Genomic DNA, 19,469 nt, shown 5'->3' with positions numbered 1-19,469 from the left:
TTACTTCAAAACGCAACAAACGGTAAACGTACTGAGGCTCTGGCAGGCTGTCGGTATCGTCAGGGCATGCTATCTTATAAGTCTTTCTTTTTAAGTGGATACGGAGCCTTTATGGCAGTCAGGAAAATTCTGCTGGGTATAACAGGCGGCATCGCAGCCTATAAAAGCGCCGAGCTTGTACGCCTGCTGAAAAAGGCTGGTTACGAAGTGAGAGTAATCATGACTCGGGGCGCAGAAGCCTTTGTGACGCCTCTGACTTTTCAGGCACTTAGCGGCGAGCCAGTTCGCACCTCATTGCTCGATCCCGAAGCCGAAGCTGGTATGGGTCATATCGAGCTGGCGAAGTGGGCCGATCAGGTGGTTATTGCTCCGGCTTCTGCTGATTTTATTGCGCGACTTGCTCAGGGTATGGCCGACGACCTTCTGGCGACAGTGTGCTGTGCGACAGAGGCCCCTATTGCTGTGGTGCCGGCGATGAATCAGGCGATGTGGAGTAATGCACGCACGCAGCGCAATATCCGCTTGTTGGGCGAAGATTCGCAGATAACCCTCTGGGGGCCTGATCAGGGCGAGCAGGCCTGTGGTGATAATGGCCCCGGGCGAATGCTCGAGGCTGCAGTGATCGCAGGGCTGATCATGAGAGAAAAGGCCAGCTCTGAAGGGCTGGCAGGTAAGCGAGTGGTTATTACGGCAGGTCCTACTCGAGAGCCCATAGACCCGGTGCGCTATATCAGTAACCACAGTTCAGGCAAAATGGGCTATGCATTGGCTGTGGCGGCCCGGGAGGCAGGTGCCAGCGTTGTTCTGATCAGTGGGCCGGTTGCTTTGCCAGCTCCGACAGGGATCGAAGTCCGCAACGTGGTTACCGCGGACGACATGCTGCAGGCGTCCACGCAAGCAGTGGATGAAGGCTGTGACCTGTTTATTGCGACCGCTGCGGTGGCCGATTATCGACCAGAGACCTGTGCCGGAGACAAGATCAAGAAATCCAGTGAAGCCATGGCTCTGCCACTGATACGCAATCCGGATACCTTGGCCACTATTGCCAGACGTCGGGATGCACCGTTTACGGTAGGCTTTGCGGCTGAAACCTCAGATGTTGCCCGCTATGCCAAAGACAAAATGCAGCGCAAAAACTTGCGTATGATTGTTGCCAATGATGTGTCTGCTCCCGGTTTGGGGTTCAACAGTGACAATAACGCTGTCACTGTATTCTGGCGCGGAGGGCAGAAAACCATAGGTCCAGACAGCAAATCGGTGATTGGTTCACGCCTTGTCGCACTGATTGGCGAACACCTGAAGCAGGGATAACATGAGTAGAAAAAAATTACAGGTACGTATTCTTGATGACCGGATCGGCAGCGAGATCGCTTTTCCGGCATATGCCACTGAGGGCTCTGCAGGCCTGGATCTGCGGGCGTGCCTTGATGGTTCGCTGACACTGGCCCCTGGTGATACAACGTTGATCCGGACCGGGTTATCCATACACATTGCTGATCCATCGTTGGCTGCCATGATACTGCCACGAAGCGGTCTCGGGCATAAGCATGGAATTGTGCTTGGCAATCTGGTCGGGCTTATCGATTCTGACTACCAGGGCGAGTTGATGGTGTCCTGTTGGAATCGGGGCAGCACCGCTTTTACGATCGAGGCAGGTGAGCGGATAGCGCAACTGGTTCTGGTGCCAGTAATCCAGGCCGATTTCGAAGTGGTTTCCGAGTTTGACGCCAGTAGCCGTGGCGAAGGCGGCTTTGGCTCGACAGGGACAACGTAACAGCAGCGCATAAACCTGTTGCGGTGTCTATACTTAGCCGTTAAGCGCCTGTCCAGGACAAAACTTTTGCAGGATGAACTATGAAGCTGGGTAAGAAAAAAGCTCCCGAAGCACCTGTCGATGGGCCGTCGGCAGCTGAAGTAAAACAAAAATCGAAAGCCCGGGCACCTGCTGGCTCAAAAGGGAAACACTTGGGCTCCACCGCTTTTAGCCAGGCTCTCGTTGTTCTTCTGGCTGGAATAGCGGCGGTGGCGCTGGTGTATTTTTTGGTGCTGCAGCCTGCTTCGGACAAGCGCTTTGATGCCTGGAAAACCGCAGAGGCGGATGCGGCCGCGCAGCGTATCAACCAGTATCTTGCGCTGATGCAGCAGAGCGTAAATGGTCTTGCAACCCAGCCCCACGTAGTAGATACCTTGATGGAACGTGCGGATACCGGAGCTGTTGAGCAAAAGCTGATCACTGCCATGCCTGGCGTCAAAGCTGCTTTTCTTTTCCCTTATCGCCGGATTCCAAGGACTGGTAACGGAAGCGAACTGCTGGGTTTCGCTGGGCTTGAGCTCGCACGTCGTGCTGAAAATGGCCAACCTCTGTATCCGGACGCTTTCCCCCGGGAAAACCAGTGGTATATCCAGATGGCATCTCCTGTGCGTAATCCGGTGAGCAAAGCCGTTGTTGGCAGTATTTTGATGGTCTTCGACGCCTCGATGATGCAGCCGCTTCTTGCCGTGGTTAATACACGCCTTGGAGGTGAGCTTGCCTTGATACAAACAGTCGCCGGAGCGTCCCGCCCCTTCGTAGGCAGGGCGAACGGTGCTACTGGTGCAAATGCCGCTGAAACCAGGGCACTGGCGAATCCTGACTGGACTGTCAGCTATAGACCGGGCTCTGCGCCGGAGCCGGCTGTCAGCATCCTGATGGTAGGGATTCTGGTTGGTGTTCCGGCACTGGTGGCGTCGTTGCTCGTGTGGTGGTTGCTGATAAGCGCGCAAAAAGGCCTGCGCCGGGAAGTAACCAATCTGATCCAATGGGCACACAAGGTATTTGGCGGTGAGCGCCAGAAGTTGCCAAGTTTCCAGTGGGATATGGTTGCCTCCGCAGGCGAGGTGCTTTATCGGCTGTCCCAGGTGACTGACAAGCGTTTGGCAAAGGCCGCAGAAAATGTCCGGCCGAAGCCCATGAAGGGTTCAAAGGTGGCTGAATCGGTAGACGCTGAACCCCTGTTTCAGGATAAGGAGCTCCCGGACATCGACATGCTCGACGGAGACGAAGATGTACTGGGCTTCGGCAGCGGCAACAGTGACAGCTCATTTTTTGCCGGCGGAGACATGCCGGGGGTTGAAGAGACGGGCGAGCCGTCAGTAGAAATATCCCCGGGAATTTTCCGGGCCTACGATATCCGGGGCATTGTAGGTGAGACTTTGTCTGCGCCTATTGTTGAGAGGATCGGTGCTGCTATAGGCTCCGAGGCCATCAGCCGCGGGTTGCCATCGCTGTGCATCGGTTATGACGGCCGTCACTCAAGCCCGGATCTGGCAGATGCGTTGGCCCGGGGCGTCATGGCTTCGGGTTGTGATGTTATTCAGATTGGCGCGGTGCCAACGCCCGTGCTCTATTTTGCAACCCACCATCTTGAGACAGGTTCGGGTGTCATGGTCACCGGTAGCCATAATCCGGCCAACTACAACGGTCTTAAAATAATGCTGGGGGGTGAAACCCTGTCTGGAGATGCAATCAAGGCCCTTTATCGACGAGTGCAGTCGGGTGATCTGGCTGCTGGCCGCGGCACCCAGTCCTCTGAGGATGTGCGCCGAGCGTATCTTGATCGTATTGTTGGAGATATTGCCGTTGCCGCGCCGCTTAAGGTAGTGGTGGATGCCGGGAACGGTATCGCGGGGGAGTTGGGGCCCATACTGATTGAGGAACTTGGTTGCGAGGTGGTGCCGTTATACTGCGACGTTGACGGCGATTTCCCGAATCACCATCCGGATCCGGGTAAGCCTGCCAACCTTGCTGACCTGATCGAGAAAGTTAAAACCGAAGGTGCAGATCTTGGCATTGCATTTGACGGCGATGGTGACCGGCTTGGTCTGGTGACTAATTCCGGGAAGATTATCTGGCCCGACCGTCTGTTGATGCTCTTCGCCCGGGACGTGGTATCACGTAACCCCGGTGCCGATGTGCTCTACGATGTGAAATGCAGCCGCAGGCTTGCCGGCGTAATTTCCGAAGCTGGCGGGCGACCGATTATGTGGAAAACCGGTCATTCGCTGATGAAGGCCAAGATGAAGGAAACCGGAGCCTTGCTGGCGGGTGAAATGAGTGGTCATATTTTCTTTGCGGAACGCTGGTATGGATTTGATGACGGACTCTATTCGGCAGCAAGGCTCCTGGAAATACTGGGTATTGAAGACCGTCACAGTGATGAAGTGTTTGAAGACTTCCCCGAGGATATCAGTACACCGGAGCTTAACGTTGAAGTAACTGAAAGCAGTAAGTTCAGCATAATGGATACGCTGGCCAACGAAGGGGAATTTGGCGACGGTAATGTCAGCAACATAGACGGTATCCGTGTGGATTACGCTGATGGCTGGGGTTTGTGTCGTGCTTCCAACACTACCCCGATGCTGGTATTGCGCTTTGAGGCCGAAACGCAAGAGGCGCTTGATCGAATAAAAGGCGTCTTCAGGGACGCGCTGAAGAAGGCGGCACCGGACCTCGTGGCTGAGTTTTGACACTGGCCGTGCGGGCTTCCAACTTTTTATTTCTGATTTATTAAGGCAACAAGATGACGCTGGATCGTGAAACTGCAATGCAGGTGGCTACCGTTCTTAGCCGTGGTTTACCGTATATCCAACGGTTTACCGGCAAAACGGTCGTCATAAAGTATGGCGGCAATGCCATGGAAAACGAGGAACTTAAAAGCAGTTTCGCCCGTGACGTGGTGCTGATGAAGCTGGTGGGTATCAACCCTATCGTTGTTCATGGTGGCGGTCCCCAGATTGGCGAGTTGCTACAGCGTCTCAACATTCAGTCCCGCTTTGTGAATGGCATGCGTGTCACCGATGCCGCAACCATGGATGTGGTGGAAATGGTGCTGGGTGGCCAGGTTAACAAGGAAATTGTGTCTCTGATCAATGCCCAGGGCGGCACGGCTATAGGTCTGACCGGGAAGGACGCCAATCTTATTCGCGCCCGCAAACTCGAAGTAATGGACCGTTCTCCAGAGCTGGAGCGCCCGGAGATTATTGATATCGGGCGTGTTGGCGAAGTGGCCAGTATCAATGTGGATGTTATTGACATGCTTACCCGCAGCAATGTGATCCCCGTAATTGCGCCGATTGGTGTCGGGCCCGATGGTGCCTCTTACAACATCAATGCAGATCTGGTGGCCGGCAAGGTAGCAGAGGCCATGAAGGCCGAGAAGCTGATGCTGCTGACCAACGTATCGGGGCTCAAGAGCAAGGAAGACAAAGTGCTCACCGGGCTGACTGCGCAGCAGGTGAATGACCTGATTGAAGACGGCACCATCCACGGCGGCATGCTGCCGAAGATTCGCTGCGCGCTGAGCGCTGTAGAAAATGGTGTGCGAACCTCGCATATCATTGATGGCCGGGTGGCTCACGCGTGCCTACTGGAAATCTTTACGGATGAGGGTGTCGGTACCCTGATTTCCCGAAACTAATGATTTCCTGCAACTGACGGCGCTGCCTGAGGATTTTCCGGATGAAACGTCTGTTCACAACTCTGGTTCTGGCTGCCTTGCTAGGTTTTGCCGCATACAAGGCTGGCGTCTGGTGGCTGGCGGACCAACGCATGTCAGAGGCGCGCCAGGCGCTTGGCGAGAGTGGGGTTTTGGAGCGCGGCAAGATAGGGTCCGGTGTTGAGGGTCGCCTGGTGCTGTCAGGCGCGCACTGGCAGGACTTTGAACTGACCCAGCCATTGGTTATAGGCCGGGCAGAGCTGGATGCTGGATCTCCCGTTGCCTTGCTTGCCGCGCTTGCAGACCCTTCCGATCTGCCGGCTAACTGGTCGCTGCAGGCAGAGGGCCTGGCCCTCGCGCTTGAGGCAACCATGTTTCGGAACTGGGTAACTGCTGATGGGACCGGCTGGGGTGAGCAGGCGGCGTTATTTGCACTTCCCTGCGCACCAGATCCGCGTCAGCAACTGGGTAGCGGTGACCTGCTGCGCATGGGGGTCACCCGTTTGGCGGGCGAGCTTATCGTGCGCCAGACGCCTGAGCATGTTCATCTCGAGTTGAACACCGCCAATACCGGTAGCCTGGAAATTAATTGGCCGGGTGCCCGTATTAACCTGGTAACACCGGAAGCGACGCTGGAGAGTTCATCTCAACCCCTTGAGGTAACGCTGAGAGACGGGGGGCTTATGCGCCGGGTTGCAGCCTACTGCGCTCGCGAAGCCGGCATAGATCCTGGCCAATGGGCTGGGCGCGCATTGGGATCCTTTGAAGCGGGACTGAAGGCGTATGGTTGGCGGGCCAGCGAACAGTTGCGTGCGTTGTATCGGCAGTGGCTGCTCGAGGGTGGGGAAATAACTGCGACGGTTCGTCCTGGCTCTGAAACACTGGGCATACCGGTGCGTTCAGAAGATGGGAGTGCGGATGGGAACCAGAGTTGGACGGTGGAGTACAATGGTGCCAAGGTACCAGATGTATTTCTTCGCAAGGCGGAACCCGTTGTTGTTGAGCCGCCCAGAGAAGCGTTGGAGCCGGTAGTTCCCCGCGAGAATCCGGCGCTTACCAGTTGGCATGCTGAAGATCCTGAAACGTCGACAGCATGGATCGGGCGCAAGGTGCGGGTGCTACTCTCAAACGGAAATCTGGTGGAGGGCCGTCTGGCGAGTGTTACCGAACGACAACTGGAAATTGCTCGTGAGGTCGCTGGAGGCGAGGTGGCCTACCCGATAGCTGTTCGCGCAATTACGGAGTTCGAGGTTTGGCGGCGCGGCCAGGCACGATAGTGCGCGAGCCAGAGCGAGGCGGAACAATGCAGCAATTCCACAACGAAAGTGACAGCCGTAAGGTTACCAACAGGGCCGATACCGTCCCGGACGTTCGCGAGATGCTGGCAACACTCGTTTCGCTACCGTCTATAAGCAGTGCATCGGCAGAGTGGGATCACAGTAATGAGCCGGTGGTTCGAACGCTTGGTGAGTGGCTGGAAGCGCTGGGCTTCTCAGTAGAAATTCTGGCGGTCCCCGGCATGCCTGGCAAATATAACCTTATTGCTACTCTGGGCAGCGGTCCCGGTGGCCTTGTACTGTCCGGCCATACGGATACTGTGCCTTTTGATGACAAACGCTGGCAAAGCGATCCTTTCACCCTGACCGAACGTGACAATCGCTGGTATGGTCTAGGCACCTGCGATATGAAAGGCTTTTTTCCTCTCGCGATTGAAGCCGCCAAGGCGTTTACAGCCGCGGACATGAAACAACCGCTGATCATACTTGCGACAGCGGATGAGGAAACCTCCATGAATGGCGCCAGGGCTCTCGCTGAAGCTGGCAAGCCGAAAGCCCGTTATGCCGTCATTGGCGAGCCCACCAGCCTCAGGCCCGTGCGTATGCATAAAGGCATCATGATGGAGCGCTTAACGTTTGAGGGGCAGTCTGGACACTCGTCCGACCCCGGGTTGGGTCGCAATGCTCTTGAGGGCATGCACGAGGCGCTTGGGGAGCTCCTGGCCCTGCGCGCAGATTGGCAGGCCCACTACAGTAATCCGAATTTTGACGTGCAGGTGCCAACGCTGAACCTTGGCTGCATTCACGGTGGCGATAACCCCAACCGCATATGCGCCCGCTGCGAGCTGCACTTTGATCTTCGCCCGCTGCCCGGCATGAGCATGGAAAACCTGCGCCACGACATTCTATACAAAATTCAGCCGGTGGCTGAGCGACGCGGATTAGTTATGGAATTCGAGCCGCTGTTTGATGGCGTACCACCATTTGAAACGCCGGAGGACGCTGCGCTCGTGAAAGCCTGCGAGCAGCTCACCGGCCATACTGCCCACGCGGTCGCTTTTGCGACCGAGGCTCCCTGGTTGCAGAAGCTTGGTATGGAAACTCTGGTTTTAGGGCCGGGTTCTATCGATCAGGCACATCAGCCCGATGAGTTTATAGAGATGTCGCAGTTGGAGCCTACAGTTACCATTCTCAGGGGCCTTATTCGGCAGTTTTGTCTTTAAGTATCCTTGCGCTTCAGACCAAGTGGCTGAGCGCTGCCGGGCGCCCACTCCAAAACACGCCCGTAAATACGTCCATGTAGGGCTCGGTCGCGCCATCCTTGGCGCTCCACGCTTTTGGAGTGGGCGCCCGGCAGCACTCTTGGAGTAGACTGGTAAGCGCGTAAAAAATTACGGATTGAGGATCAACATTTGAAATCGAACGGCTGGCTGCATTCCTTTCGCCATTCATCGCCCTATATCAATGCCCACCGTGGCCGTACGGTGGTGTTGACCATCCCGGGTGATGCGGTTGAGCATGAAAACTTTATCAACATCATCCATGACATCGCGCTGTTGAGTAGTCTGGGTATGCGTTTGGTGGTGGCCTTCGGGTCGCGGCCGCAGATCCAGAACCGCCTGAATGCCGCCGGTCTGGAATCGTCATTTTCCCGTAGCCTGCGCATCACCCCCGAAAACCATTTGCCGCTGGTTATGGAAGCAACCGGTGGCTTACGGGCATATCTTGAAAGCCAGCTATCCATGGGGCTAGTGAATTCACCCATGCACAACGCCCGCATCCGGGTCAGCAGCGGCAACTATGTAACTGCGAAGCCGGTCGGCGTGCTGGACGGAATCGATTTCGGGCATACCGGCAAGGTGCGACGAGTCGATGTAGCCGGTATCGAGAAGCTGCTGGAACATGGGCATATCGTATTACTTCCCCCCATGGGCTATTCACCCACGGGCGATACGTTCAATCTGTCGTACGAAGACGTGGGGAGCCAGGTTGCAGCGGCGCTGCAGGCCGAAAAGCTTATCGTCTTTATCGATGACCAGGGCCTGCTGGAGCAGGACGGTTCTCTTATTCGGGAGCTTTCAGCCCGTCAGGCTCCAGAACGGTTGGCGGACGGAACCGTGACCGGGCACGACGCAGACTTGCTGCGAGCTGCCTGTGACGCCTGTTTGAAGGGTGTGCGGCGTGCGCACATTATCAGCTATGTGAACGATGGTGCGCTGCTGGAAGAGCTGTTCACCCGGGACGGTACGGGCACTCTGGTCAGCGGTGATCACTATGAGCAGATCCGGCAGGCCCGGGCTGAGGACATCGGCGGAATTCTGGGGCTGATTGAGCCGTTGGAAGAGCAGGGTATCCTCGTGCGAAGATCCCGGGAAATGCTGGAAACTGATATTGAGCACTTTGTTGTAGCGGAGCGGGACGGCACCATTGTTGGTTGCGCGGCCCTGCACAACTATCCGGATGAAGGTGCGGGCGAGCTTTCCTGCTTTGCGGTGGATTCTGCCTATCGCCGTGCCGGTCGTGGTGACGAGATTCTGTTAATGATTGAAAAGCATGCCCGGAGCCAGGGCATCCAGAAGTTGTTCGTACTCACTACACAAACTGAGCACTGGTTTCGTGAGCGAGGCTTCCAGCCCAGTACGGTTCAGGCGTTGCCCGGGCCAAAGCTCGCCTCTTACAACACGCAACGTAACTCAAAAGTATTTTTCAAGCCGCTGTGACCACAACGGCCTTGCGGTAACAGGTCATTGTGGTGCAACCGCCAAGAAATGTTATCAGTAGCAAAACTGTATAGATCTGACTAAGCTGTTTCATAGGTTATGAGGTTAATACGCTACTGTTTGTGTGCCCCCAACCAGCCGCTATAGTACAATAAGCATTGCGGTTATAAGCACCGAAGCATTTTTTATAACGACAATTGGCCGAGTCCATTGTTTTTAGTGAAGTTAGTCGTGAGCGGTCAGAATACCCGGCCCCTTCCGGTCTTGCGCAATATCAGGTAGTTCATGGATCCGAGAGAAAGACGCAGCAGCCCCCGCAAACCGATCAAACTTGCTGCCCAGATTGACCTGGGTAGGGGCGAGTCCTGGCCCTGTCAGATTTCGGATTTTTGCCCCGAAGGCCTGTTTGTCCGTTATTCCGGTGAAACATCGCGCAAGCTTGATCGGGCTTTTGCTTCCGCCACGCCATCAGAGTTGATTGTGCGCTTTCGCGATCTGGATGGAAGGCGCCGGCACGAACTTCACGTCAGTGTTGTGCGGCGCATTGACGGTGCTATGGGCGTTAATTTTACACGTACGAACCCGGAAGCAGTTGCGGCGATGTTAAAACAGTGCGGAGGCTCCCATGATCAGGAGCGTGCTTCTCTACGCGCCCCGAGTGAGCGTGTGCAGTTTGTTCTGCATCAGTCTGCGCGCGCAGTTATTCAGCATATAGAACCACTCATGGATACCTGCTTTGTGCAAATGGCCGCAGCCTTGAAAGACGCGGCGCACAAAGCCAAAAACGATCAACAAGCTAACGAAATGATGGATTTTTCGGGCCAGATTCAGGCTCGGCAGCGGGTTATATGGCACCAGATAGCTCGTGCTCTTGAGTCCCCTCTTAAGCCTGCACCCAAAGGGTTTCCGGGTTCCGAGCTTTCGATGGTGGACAAGGGTGAGTTTGAAGACTGGCTGACGATCCGGGTTATGGTTACAAAAGCCGACACCCTTTACCGTAAAGATCTGTTGCAGCTCAAGCTCCGCCTGGACAAGCTGGGCATTGCCAATGCAACCGGGCATCATAATCCTCTCGGCCCCTCACTTGTATGTGAGTCGTTTCACTCCGGCTTGAGTCAGCTCAAAGCGTCCAGAGAGGTTGAAAAAATCTGTCTGAAGGCATTTGAACAGTCTGTGCTGCTTCATCTGGGACCCTTGTACAAAGAGTTGAACGATATTCTGGTTCGCCATGGTGTTCTGCCGGAGCTTGATCTCAGCAAATACTTGAGCGAACAGGCCGTCGGCAGCGCTCAAAGCAAAACCACACCTGACACAAGCGAGCCTGAGCCTAATCAGGAAGAAACAGAACCAAAGGCGTCGCAGCCACATACCTCGGCAGCTGCAGCGACTCAGTCGCAAAATAATCCGGCAGCATGCGCGGCGGATCCTTCACCAAACCGTGATACCGGTTCCGTTAAAACTCGCCTTGGCAGCGAGTTCCGGGGGTATGCACAGGCCGCCCAAACCGCGTTTGCCACGGTGCGAAACCTGCTTGGAACCCTTGCGGCCAGCCGTGCAACCCGTGGTGAAACCGAACCGGCACCTTTCCCGGTCAACGCCCAACCGATGACTTCAGGTGAGCTGCAGCGTGAGCTCCAGCAGCTTCAGGCTGAACCGGTTGCCAGCGCCAGCAACGTTATTCCTCTGCGGGAACGAGTGGTCGAGAAGGTTCTCGAGAGTGGTGAAAAAAAGCTGGACGATGAGCAGCAAGGCACGCTCGATGTTGTCGACCGCTTTTTTAACTCGGTTACCGAGAGTCCGAAGCTGAGCGAATACGCTCAGGAGCGAATGCGCCAGCTCGAAGTGCCGGTTTTGAAAGTTGTGATGCGCGATCCTGCATTTTTTGATGACAGGAATAGCCCTGTCAGAGGGGTAATGAACCGGCTGGCTCAGATTGGTGTGAAGGGTGGCCGGCTCAACCCGGTTGTCCAGCGTCGGGTAGATGAACTCATCCAGCGAATTACCACGGAGTTTGAGCAAGACACCGGTGTGTTTGAGCAAACGGTTCAAGAGCTTGACGGACTGATTGATCGCCAGAATCTGGTCTATCGTCGCAACGTTGAGCGGGTAACCGCCGCAGCAGAGGGCGCCCAGAAAGTTGCCGAATCCAAAACCGCAGTTGTGGATGTGCTGAACCGGAAATTGGCGGGGCGCAAAATACCGAAAGCCGTGCTCAGCCTGCTTGATGGCGGCTGGCGGGATTTGTTATCGCTGACATGGATCCGACAAGGTCCGGACAGCCAGGCCTGGCAGGACTACCTCTCTGTGGTTGATTCATTGCTCGCGTTTGCTGACGACAATGAAAGCACTGTGAACTTGCCTGAATTGCTTCGGGTTATCCAGGATGGTCTGGCGTCGATCTCCAGCAACCACATGCCGTCATCCCAGATTCGTGATGAGCTGAAACAATTTCTGGTACGCAGTCCTGACAAACCCCCTGAAATGGTGGAGGTGCCGCCGACACCGGCCGCGAAAGATATCAAGCAGTCGTTGTCGGAGCGCGAGCAGCGCAGCCTTCAGCGCTGGATAAACCGGGCTCAGAAGCTTCGGACAGGTGACTGGCTGCGGGACCAGGAAAAACCCGACGAGCCACAATACATCCGGTTGGTCTGGGTCGCTCGCGGATTCAGCCGGTTTGTTTTTGTGAACCACCAGGGTATGCGGGTTGTGGAGCTTGAGCTGGAAGCTCTGGCGCGCCACATGCGCAAAGGCATAATCGTGCCCGACGGCCAGTACGAGCGGCCTCTGGTGGATGAAAGTATCGACCGTATGGTTCGCAAGGTCTATGACCAGTTATCCTGGGCGTCTACACATGACGAGCTCACCGGCCTCCTCGGGCGCCGGGAGTTTGAACGCATGCTCGATCAGCAGCTGGCCCGGCGCGAAGACGAGCGCTCCCTGTTGCGACTGGATCTGCGGAAGTTTCGCCTGCTGAACGACACTGCCGGTTATCAGGCGGGTGATGACGCCCTGAAAAGTGTCGCAGATCTGTTGCGCAAGCTTGTGGGCGATGGCATGCCCCTGGCCCGCCTTGCGGGCAATGAGTTTGGGATGTTGGTGCCCTCTGAGAACGCTGACGATGCGGCCCGCAACCTGATCGCAGCCGTCGAGGCCGCTAAATTTATATACGATGGTCGTGACTACAGATTATCCGCCAGTATCGGAATTGTGCCTGAGTTGCCTGGCCTGGTTAGCGCTGAGCGCTGGCTGAGAGCGTCGGAGGAGGCTTTGAGCGCTGCCCGGCAGAAAGGGCATGGCAAAGTGGCGGAGTACTCTCTGGGTGCTGATGATCAGGCCCGCCAGGAGCAGATTGCCGCGAAGGTCGCCAGTCTTGGTGATCTGGATGAAGAGCGGATGTTGTTGCGCTGCCAGAAGATTATTCCGCTGCATAGCCGTACTAACATGGCGGCCCAGTATGAAGTGCTGATCAGCATGTACGATGACGCCGGGGTACTGATTACAGGCCGTGACTTTGTTCGTATGGCTGAGCGGTATGACCGTATGCAGGCCGTTGATCGTTGGGTTGTCGGGCATATGTTGGACTGGTTACGAGTGCAGGCGCCGGACCCCCGCCATTTTGGTGGAGTGTGCATTAACCTTTCCGGCTACTCGCTGAATGACCAATCGTTGCTCGAATACATTTATGAAAAACTGAGTGAAAAGGATGCGCCCATTGAGCGCCTCTGGTTTGAAATAACCGAAGCGTCCGCGATCAACGATGTGGAGGCTGTGGCAGACTTTATTATTGAGATGAAAGAGCTAGGGTGCAGGTTCTGCCTCGGAAATTTCGGTAGCGGCCCCAGTTCATTCGAGTTCATGCGTGCGTTGCCGGTCGACTTGATCAAGATTGACAATGCGTTCATAGGTCAACTTAATACGAGTGAAACCGATCGGGCCATGGTGCAGTCCATGGTGGATATGGCACATTACATGGATCGCGAGGTGATCGCTTCTCAGGTTGAATCCCGCGATGTGCTGGATACACTGAGGCAGCTTGGTGTTGATTATGCTCAGGGGTTCGTAATCGAGAAGCCCCGCTCGCTTGATAGCCTGACCTGACTCTTACCCGACTCCTTTCAAACCCCGGCGCGCCTCAGTTATGTCAAAACGTCACCCTATTATTGCGGTTACCGGCTCATCCGGTGCTGGTACAAGCACCACCGGCCAAATATTCCGACGCATGTTTGCCGGTGAGGGGGTCTCGGCTGCCATGGTCAGTGGTGACAGTTTTCACCGCTATAACCGTGAACAGATGGCCCGGTTGGCGGCCAAGGGACAGTTTGGCGAGCGTAACCATTTTGCGCTCGCCGCCAACCATATAGATAAGCTTGAAGCCCTGTTTTACGACTATGGCCATTCAGGCAATGGCCGCTATCGACAGTATGTTCATGATGAGGATCGTGCTCTGCAGGCTGAGGGGCATAAACCAGGCACCTTCACGGCCTGGGGGTCACTGGAACCGGATACTGATCTGCTCTTTTATGAGGGCTTACACGGAGCCGTTGTAAGTGAGGCGTTCAATATCGCCCAGTATGTGGACTTGCTGATCGGCGTCGTGCCCATTGTGAATCTGGAGTGGATTCAGAAAATACACCGTGATACCCACCAGCGGGGTTACAGTCAGGAAGCCGTGGTGGCAACAATCATCAACCGAATGGATGATTACGTTCACGATATAGTGCCCCAGTTTTCACACACTCATATCAACTTCCAGCGCATTCCTCTGGTGGATACATCCAACCCGTTTGTCGTCCGGGACGTGCCCACAGAGGATGAGAGCATGCTGGTGATCCGGTTCCGCGATGCCTCCGACGTAGATTTTTCCTACCTGTTGCAGGCTATACAGAACAGTACGCTTTCCCGCCACGACACTCTGGTTATTCCAGGCACAAAAATGGCGCTGGCCATGGATCTGATCGTAAGACCCATGGTGCAGCGCCTGATTGCCCAGAAATCGTTTGCCTGACTCCCTTGCCGGGCAAAGGCCCGGCCGAGTCCTCGCCTTGAGCTGTTATTCCACGTTTCGGGAGTAGAAGATCTCCAGCTTTTCGCGGCGCAGCCGATCTTCGATTGATTGCGCTATCTGTGGGTCGAGCTCGTCGGCATTCACGCCGAACACATAGTTATTCAGGTCGAACGCTTTCAGCATCATTTTGGTGTGAAAGAGGTTTTCCTGATAAACGTTCACGTCGATCATCTGATAGGCGTTCTGCGTATCTTCGGTCAGGTAGTTCTGAATCGAATTGATGTCGTGATCAATGTAATGCTTGGTGCCGTCTACATCCCGGGTAAAACCGCGAACCCGGTAGTCAACGGTGACCACATCAGAATCGAAACTGTGGATCAGATAGTTGAGAACTTTCAGCGGCGAGATCAAACCGCAGGTGGAGACATCGATGTCAGCCCGGAAGGTGCTTATGCCCTCGTGCGGATGACTCTCCGGATAGGTGTGCACCGTAACGTGGCTTTTATCCAGATGGGCCACAATGGTGTCCGGAAGCGGGCCGGGTGATTCTTCGTTGTCGGGCTCTTCGCCACTGGTCAGCTCATGCTCGGCAATGAGCATAGTGACTGATGCGCCATGGGGCTCGTAATCCTGGCGAGCAATATTGAGAACGTTGGCACCGATGATCTTGACCACATCAGTCAGGATCTGCGTAAGGCGCTCCGCGTTATACATCTCGTCAATGTAATCGATATAGGCTTCGCGTTGCTCTTCGGTCTGCGCGTAACAGATGTCATAGATATTGAAGCTCAGAGATTTGGTCAGGTTGTTGAAACCGTGCAACTGGAGTTTTGGTTCCATGCTCAGCCCCTCCGCATTATGGAGATGAATGTCGGCAGAGCGTCTGTTGCACACTCTGCATAGGCCGCCACCGACTACTGACCAGGTTGTTCACCTTTTGCGCAGACCGGCGGAGAAAGGGCGGTATTATGCACGCCGAGCCCTATGATGAATAGTGCTTGCTGGCAGGGGTTATTCCGCGTCGCGGATTTCGTGGCTGTGGCTGATTTCCACGCCTGCCTGCTCGAGCATGATCGAGGCGGAGCAGTACTTTTCGGCTGACAGGCTAACGGCGCGTTTTACCTGATTTTCCTTGAGGTTACGTCCGGTCACAACGAAATGAAGATGAATTTTCGTGAAGACCGACGGGATTGCGTCTGCCCGTTCGGCTTCCAGTTCGGCATGGCAGGCAGTGACGTCCTGGCGGCTTTTTTTCAGGATGCTCATCACATCAAATGCTGAACAGCCCCCAAGCCCCATCAGCAGTAATTCCATGGGCCGGGGCCCCAGGTTTTCACCCCCGTGATCTGGCGGGCCGTCCAGTTGCACTGAGTGGCCGGTACCGCTGGTTGCGCGAAAACTGGCGTTTCCTGTCCAGTCGATGGTTGCTTTCATAAGGGGCTTCTCCTTTGGGGCAGGGCGGATGGCGGCCTGCCCTGAAATAAACTGTTGGAGTCGGATGCTAGCACAACCCGGGCCTGCTGACAGACGGTAACAGCCGAATCCAGATACATCTTGTATACTGTTTCCAGTTGCCCGAAGCAGACCTTCTTGTTATAAGTTGCTCTGTTTTGCAGCGAAAATAAATGAACCCGCAGGGAAAGCCGGGTGAATAAAAAAACATTGGAACCCGTCAGTATTTGAGGAGGCACGACTCGCACCATGGCCACTATCGTCAAGCCGGTTGAGCAGAAAACCAAGCATCTCGATTATTTTCTTTCGCAATGTCATCGCCGCCGGTACCCGGCCAAGAGCACCATTATTTATGCGGGCGACAAAAGCGATTCCCTTTTCTACATCGTCAAGGGCTCAGTTACGGTCATTATTGAAGATGATGATGGCCGTGAGATGATCATGGCCTACCTCAATGCCGGAGATTTTTTTGGTGAGATGGGGTTGTTCGACAACATGGATTCCCGCAGTGCCTGGGTGAAAGCGAAAACTGAATGTGAGGTGGCTGAAATCAGCTACCCCAAGTTCCGCGAAATTGCCCAGCAGGACCTCGGAGTACTCTACTTTATTGGCGAACAGATGGCCTCACGGTTGCGCCAGACTACGCGTAAAGTCGGTGATCTGGCCTTCCTGGATGTGACCGGGCGGGTTGCCCGTACCTTGCTGGATTTGTGCAAGGAGCCTGATGCCATGACACACCCTGACGGCATGCAGATCAAAATCACCCGCCAGGAAATCGGCCGTATTGTTGGCTGTTCCCGAGAAATGGTAGGTCGGGTTTTGAAAACCCTTGAGGATCAAGGGCTTGTAAGAGTGAAGGGCAAAACCATGGTGGTTTTCGGTACCCGCTGAGTGGTTTCGGGGTTTCTGATTCGGGAGCCCTGTTAATCAACTATCGCCACAGATTTTACCTGCATCCAGAGCTGTTGCCCGGGTCTTATGGCAAGGGTATGTACAGCCCGTGTCGTTAGTCGTGAGAGAAAGGGAGTTTGACCTGCCAGCAGGCGCACAATGGAGGTTCCCGGGCTGACATTGGAAGCTATCTCGTCGACGGTTGCGGGCAGCAGGTTCTGAATGCTCTGGTCAGTCTGCTCGCTCAGAGCCAGGCTGATATCTCTGGCAAGCACCTGCAAACGGATTTTCTGCCCGATTGGTAAGCCTTCATCCGATCTTACCCATAGACTGCCGCCGGCAAAATCAGCCCGGCACAAATGCCACTGTGCATCATATTCCGAGATGGTCGCATCGAGAATCACGCCAGCATCTTCCTCAAGGCCGAAGGGTTGATCCGTGCGCGCCATTATCTGTTGTAGAGGCCCTTCAGCGACAACGCGTCCTCCATCCATCATCACAATGTGATCTGCAAGCCGCGCCACTTCTGCCGTCGAGTGGGAAACATAGAGCATGGGGATTGCCAGGTTGTCCCGCAAGGCTTCCAGATAGGGCATGATCTCCTGTTTGCTGGTCTGGTCAAGGGCAGACAAGGGCTCATCAAGCAGCAGGAGCCGAGGGCTGGTCAGCAGTGCCCGTGCGATAGCCACACGCTGACGCTCACCGCCGGAAAGCTTTTCCGGCATGCGGCTGAGTAGATGCGATAAGCCCAGCCACGCAACCGCTTGATCAAAGGTTATCTGGCGTTCGCTCTGCGGAATGCGCTTGTACCCGTACATCAGGTTTCGTTTTACCGAGAGATGGGGGAACAGGCTGGTTTCCTGAAATACGTAAGCCAGTGGGCGTTGGTGAACAGGGCGGCTGCCGCAGTCGCTCTGCCACTCATCACCGTTAACGCGCATGATGCCGTCAGCCGCTTGCAGGCCAGCCATGCAGCGCAGCAGCGTTGTTTTTCCGCAGCCGGAATGCCCGAACAGGGCGGTAAGCCCGCTGCCCGGTAGATCCAGGTCAACGTTCAGTGCAAACGTTCCGAACTGGCAGCTGAAGCGCGCCTGTATTCCTTGTGTGGCCATCACTTCACCAGTCCTGGTTGCAACCGGCCATTGAGCGAATAAAGCGTTACGAGCACGACGAAGGAGAACACAACCATACCTGCGGACAACCAATGGGCCTGCGCGTATTCCAGGGATTCCACGTGATCGTAGATGGCCACAGAGAGCACCTTGGTTTCACCTGGTATGTTGCCGCCAATCATCAGAACAACGCCAAATTCGCCGATGGTATGAGCAAAGGTAAGCACGCTGGCAGTCAGAAATCCCGGCCGGGCCAGAGGAATTACAATGGAGAAAAAGCGATCCCATGGCGAGGCCCGGAGCGTCGATGCCACCTCAAGAAGTTGTTGGTTAATCGAGCCAAAAGCATTCTGCAGAGGTTGAACTGTAAAGGGCAGGGAATAAATGACCGAAGCGACCACCAGGCCCTCGAAAGTGAAAGGCAACAGGCTTAGCCCCAGTTGCTCGGTAAGCTGACCAACCATGCCTTTTGGCCCCAAAAGCACGAGCAGGTAGAAGCCGAGGACCGTGGGGGGCAAGACCAACGGCAGCGCGACAATCGCCGCGATGGGTTGCCTCACCCAGTGCTTACTGCGGGCCAGCCACCAGGCAATGGGTGTTCCCACCACCAGAAGCACGACGGTGGTCAAACCTGCAAGTTTCAGGGTGAGCCAAACGGGCTCCCAGTATATGTCCATGGTGTATGCCGGTTACTGCCTAGTTTTCGGTTTCGTAGCCAAATTTCTCAATAATGCCTCTGGCTGTGTCGCCACGCAGGAACTCGAGCCACTTGTGCGCCGCGCCGTTATTTTCACTGCGGGTTAGCAGAATAGCCTGTTGATTGATGGGGGAATAGTAGGATTGCGGAATCAGCCAGAGTGAGCCGCCTTTCTCTTCCCAGGCGCGCACCTGCGAAAGTGCCACGAACCCGGACTGGGCGTTGGTGGTTGCGACAAACTGGAAGGTCTGAGCAATGGAGTCGCCGCGTACCAGGCGATCTTGCAGGTCTTCCCAGAGATTCAGCCCGGTAAGCACCTCCTGGGCGGCGAGGCCATAAGGTGCAGTTCTGGGGTTTGCAATGGCCAGTCGGGCAAAGTCTCCGGACTTTAGCCAGGTTTTCGGGTCTTCGAAGGTTTCGGGCACAGGGCTCCAAAGCGCAAGTTTGCCTCGGGCGTATGTGAACCGGGTGCCCGCTACGCCCTGGCCACTCTCCTCGATAAGTTCGGGGCGCCGACTGTCAGCGGCAAGAAATACATCGAAGGGCGCACCGTTTTCGATTTGCGCATAGAGTTTGCCAGTGGAGCCATAGCTTGCAACTGCTTCTAGCCCAGTGCTTGCACCAAATGCGGCAATGAGATCACGAGTCGTATCGGTAAAATTAGCGGCCACCGCTACACGCACATCGGCGGCGTGAACAACACTGCTGAGCGCAAGCGACAGAAATAGCGTGACCAACTGGCGATAGTGCTTTTTGATCTCGGGCATGCATTGGCTTCCCTGTATCCGGTTGTATATAGCGGTGGGGATGGTATCCCGTTAGCCTGTCCTGGGTGAAGTCA

General features: G+C 55.5%; 15 protein-coding genes. 10 read left to right on the top strand and 5 right to left on the bottom strand.

Annotated features, from left to right (window positions below; genetic code table 11):
• Positions 1-111 precede the first annotated feature (111 nt).
• From coaBC to Q4501_RS04605, 9 genes are all read left to right on the top strand, one after another.
• Positions 112-1,311: a bifunctional phosphopantothenoylcysteine decarboxylase/phosphopantothenate--cysteine ligase CoaBC gene (gene coaBC, locus Q4501_RS04645; protein WP_303594620.1), complete on the top strand. Its 1,200-nt coding sequence runs from the start codon at positions 112-114 to the stop codon at positions 1,309-1,311.
• A gap of 1 nt (position 1,312) precedes the next feature.
• Complete coding sequence (gene dut, locus Q4501_RS04640; RefSeq protein ID WP_303594618.1) at positions 1,313-1,774, top strand: dUTP diphosphatase; 462 nt, start codon at positions 1,313-1,315, stop codon at positions 1,772-1,774.
• Between the two features lie 80 nt (positions 1,775-1,854).
• Positions 1,855-4,506 (top strand): phosphomannomutase/phosphoglucomutase, encoded by a 2,652-nt coding sequence (locus Q4501_RS04635; RefSeq protein WP_303594616.1) that lies wholly within the window; start codon positions 1,855-1,857, stop codon positions 4,504-4,506.
• A 53-nt stretch (positions 4,507-4,559) separates the two neighbouring features.
• On the top strand, positions 4,560-5,456 hold the full coding sequence (gene argB, locus Q4501_RS04630; protein ID WP_303594614.1) for an acetylglutamate kinase: 897 nt from the start codon (positions 4,560-4,562) through the stop codon (positions 5,454-5,456).
• Between the two features lie 41 nt (positions 5,457-5,497).
• Complete coding sequence (locus Q4501_RS04625) at positions 5,498-6,751, top strand: acetylornithine deacetylase (RefSeq protein ID WP_303594613.1); 1,254 nt, start codon at positions 5,498-5,500, stop codon at positions 6,749-6,751.
• A 26-nt stretch (positions 6,752-6,777) separates the two neighbouring features.
• Positions 6,778-7,974 carry an acetylornithine deacetylase gene (argE, locus tag Q4501_RS04620; RefSeq protein ID WP_303594612.1) on the top strand — a complete coding sequence of 399 codons (1,197 nt, stop codon included), beginning with the start codon at positions 6,778-6,780 and terminating at the stop codon, positions 7,972-7,974.
• A gap of 189 nt (positions 7,975-8,163) precedes the next feature.
• Positions 8,164-9,471, top strand: coding sequence for an amino-acid N-acetyltransferase (argA, locus tag Q4501_RS04615; RefSeq protein WP_303594610.1), 1,308 nt, complete (start codon positions 8,164-8,166; stop codon positions 9,469-9,471).
• 285 nt (positions 9,472-9,756) lie between these two features.
• Positions 9,757-13,569 (top strand): DUF1631 family protein, encoded by a 3,813-nt coding sequence (locus Q4501_RS04610; protein WP_303594609.1) that lies wholly within the window; start codon positions 9,757-9,759, stop codon positions 13,567-13,569.
• 40 nt (positions 13,570-13,609) lie between these two features.
• Complete coding sequence (locus Q4501_RS04605; protein ID WP_303594608.1) at positions 13,610-14,476, top strand: phosphoribulokinase; 867 nt, start codon at positions 13,610-13,612, stop codon at positions 14,474-14,476.
• 45 nt (positions 14,477-14,521) lie between these two features.
• Here the strand turns inward: Q4501_RS04605 and speD are convergent, their stop codons facing one another.
• Positions 14,522-15,316 carry an adenosylmethionine decarboxylase gene (gene speD, locus Q4501_RS04600; RefSeq protein ID WP_303594607.1) on the bottom strand — a complete coding sequence of 265 codons (795 nt, stop codon included), beginning with the start codon at positions 15,314-15,316 and terminating at the stop codon, positions 14,522-14,524.
• A 171-nt stretch (positions 15,317-15,487) separates the two neighbouring features.
• Complete coding sequence (locus Q4501_RS04595; protein WP_303594605.1) at positions 15,488-15,910, bottom strand: OsmC family protein; 423 nt, start codon at positions 15,908-15,910, stop codon at positions 15,488-15,490.
• Between the two features lie 267 nt (positions 15,911-16,177).
• Between Q4501_RS04595 and crp the strand changes: the two genes are divergently transcribed.
• Positions 16,178-16,819 (top strand): cAMP-activated global transcriptional regulator CRP, encoded by a 642-nt coding sequence (gene crp / locus Q4501_RS04590; protein WP_096783948.1) that lies wholly within the window; start codon positions 16,178-16,180, stop codon positions 16,817-16,819.
• A gap of 32 nt (positions 16,820-16,851) precedes the next feature.
• On the opposite strand, the gene modC is transcribed toward crp, so the two are convergent.
• Genes modC through modA form a run of 3 tightly spaced genes read right to left on the bottom strand, consistent with a single transcriptional unit; the run spans position 16,852 to position 19,395 of the window.
• Positions 16,852-17,931 carry a molybdenum ABC transporter ATP-binding protein gene (gene modC / locus Q4501_RS04585; RefSeq protein ID WP_303594601.1) on the bottom strand — a complete coding sequence of 360 codons (1,080 nt, stop codon included), beginning with the start codon at positions 17,929-17,931 and terminating at the stop codon, positions 16,852-16,854.
• Positions 17,931-18,608 carry a molybdate ABC transporter permease subunit gene (modB, locus tag Q4501_RS04580; RefSeq protein WP_303594600.1) on the bottom strand — a complete coding sequence of 226 codons (678 nt, stop codon included), beginning with the start codon at positions 18,606-18,608 and terminating at the stop codon, positions 17,931-17,933. Before modB ends, modC begins: the two co-directional genes overlap by 1 nt.
• Positions 18,609-18,627: 19 nt before the next feature.
• A complete protein-coding gene (modA, locus tag Q4501_RS04575) occupies positions 18,628-19,395 on the bottom strand; it encodes a molybdate ABC transporter substrate-binding protein (protein ID WP_303594598.1) in 768 nt (255 codons plus the stop codon).
• Positions 19,396-19,469: the final 74 nt, after the last annotated feature.

This window comes from Marinobacter sp. 2_MG-2023 (genome assembly GCF_030546935.1).
Taxonomy (GTDB): Bacteria; Pseudomonadota; Gammaproteobacteria; order Pseudomonadales; family Oleiphilaceae; genus Marinobacter.
Note: the sequence above shows the minus strand (reverse complement) of the source record. Positions and strands in the feature narration are given on the sequence as shown.

Coding starts and splice junctions, on each gene's coding strand:
- coaBC (WP_303594620.1), top strand. CDS start 112: ATGGCAGTCAGGAAAATTCTGCTGGGTATAACAGGCGGCATCGCAGCC.
- dut (WP_303594618.1), top strand. CDS start 1,313: ATGAGTAGAAAAAAATTACAGGTACGTATTCTTGATGACCGGATCGGC.
- Q4501_RS04635 (WP_303594616.1), top strand. CDS start 1,855: ATGAAGCTGGGTAAGAAAAAAGCTCCCGAAGCACCTGTCGATGGGCCG.
- argB (WP_303594614.1), top strand. CDS start 4,560: ATGACGCTGGATCGTGAAACTGCAATGCAGGTGGCTACCGTTCTTAGC.
- Q4501_RS04625 (WP_303594613.1), top strand. CDS start 5,498: ATGAAACGTCTGTTCACAACTCTGGTTCTGGCTGCCTTGCTAGGTTTT.
- argE (WP_303594612.1), top strand. CDS start 6,778: ATGCAGCAATTCCACAACGAAAGTGACAGCCGTAAGGTTACCAACAGG.
- Q4501_RS04610 (WP_303594609.1), top strand. CDS start 9,757: ATGGATCCGAGAGAAAGACGCAGCAGCCCCCGCAAACCGATCAAACTT.
- Q4501_RS04605 (WP_303594608.1), top strand. CDS start 13,610: ATGTCAAAACGTCACCCTATTATTGCGGTTACCGGCTCATCCGGTGCT.
- speD (WP_303594607.1), bottom strand. CDS start 15,316: ATGGAACCAAAACTCCAGTTGCACGGTTTCAACAACCTGACCAAATCT.
- Q4501_RS04595 (WP_303594605.1), bottom strand. CDS start 15,910: ATGAAAGCAACCATCGACTGGACAGGAAACGCCAGTTTTCGCGCAACC.
- crp (WP_096783948.1), top strand. CDS start 16,178: ATGGCCACTATCGTCAAGCCGGTTGAGCAGAAAACCAAGCATCTCGAT.
- modC (WP_303594601.1), bottom strand. CDS start 17,931: ATGGCCACACAAGGAATACAGGCGCGCTTCAGCTGCCAGTTCGGAACG.
- modB (WP_303594600.1), bottom strand. CDS start 18,608: ATGGACATATACTGGGAGCCCGTTTGGCTCACCCTGAAACTTGCAGGT.
- modA (WP_303594598.1), bottom strand. CDS start 19,395: ATGCCCGAGATCAAAAAGCACTATCGCCAGTTGGTCACGCTATTTCTG.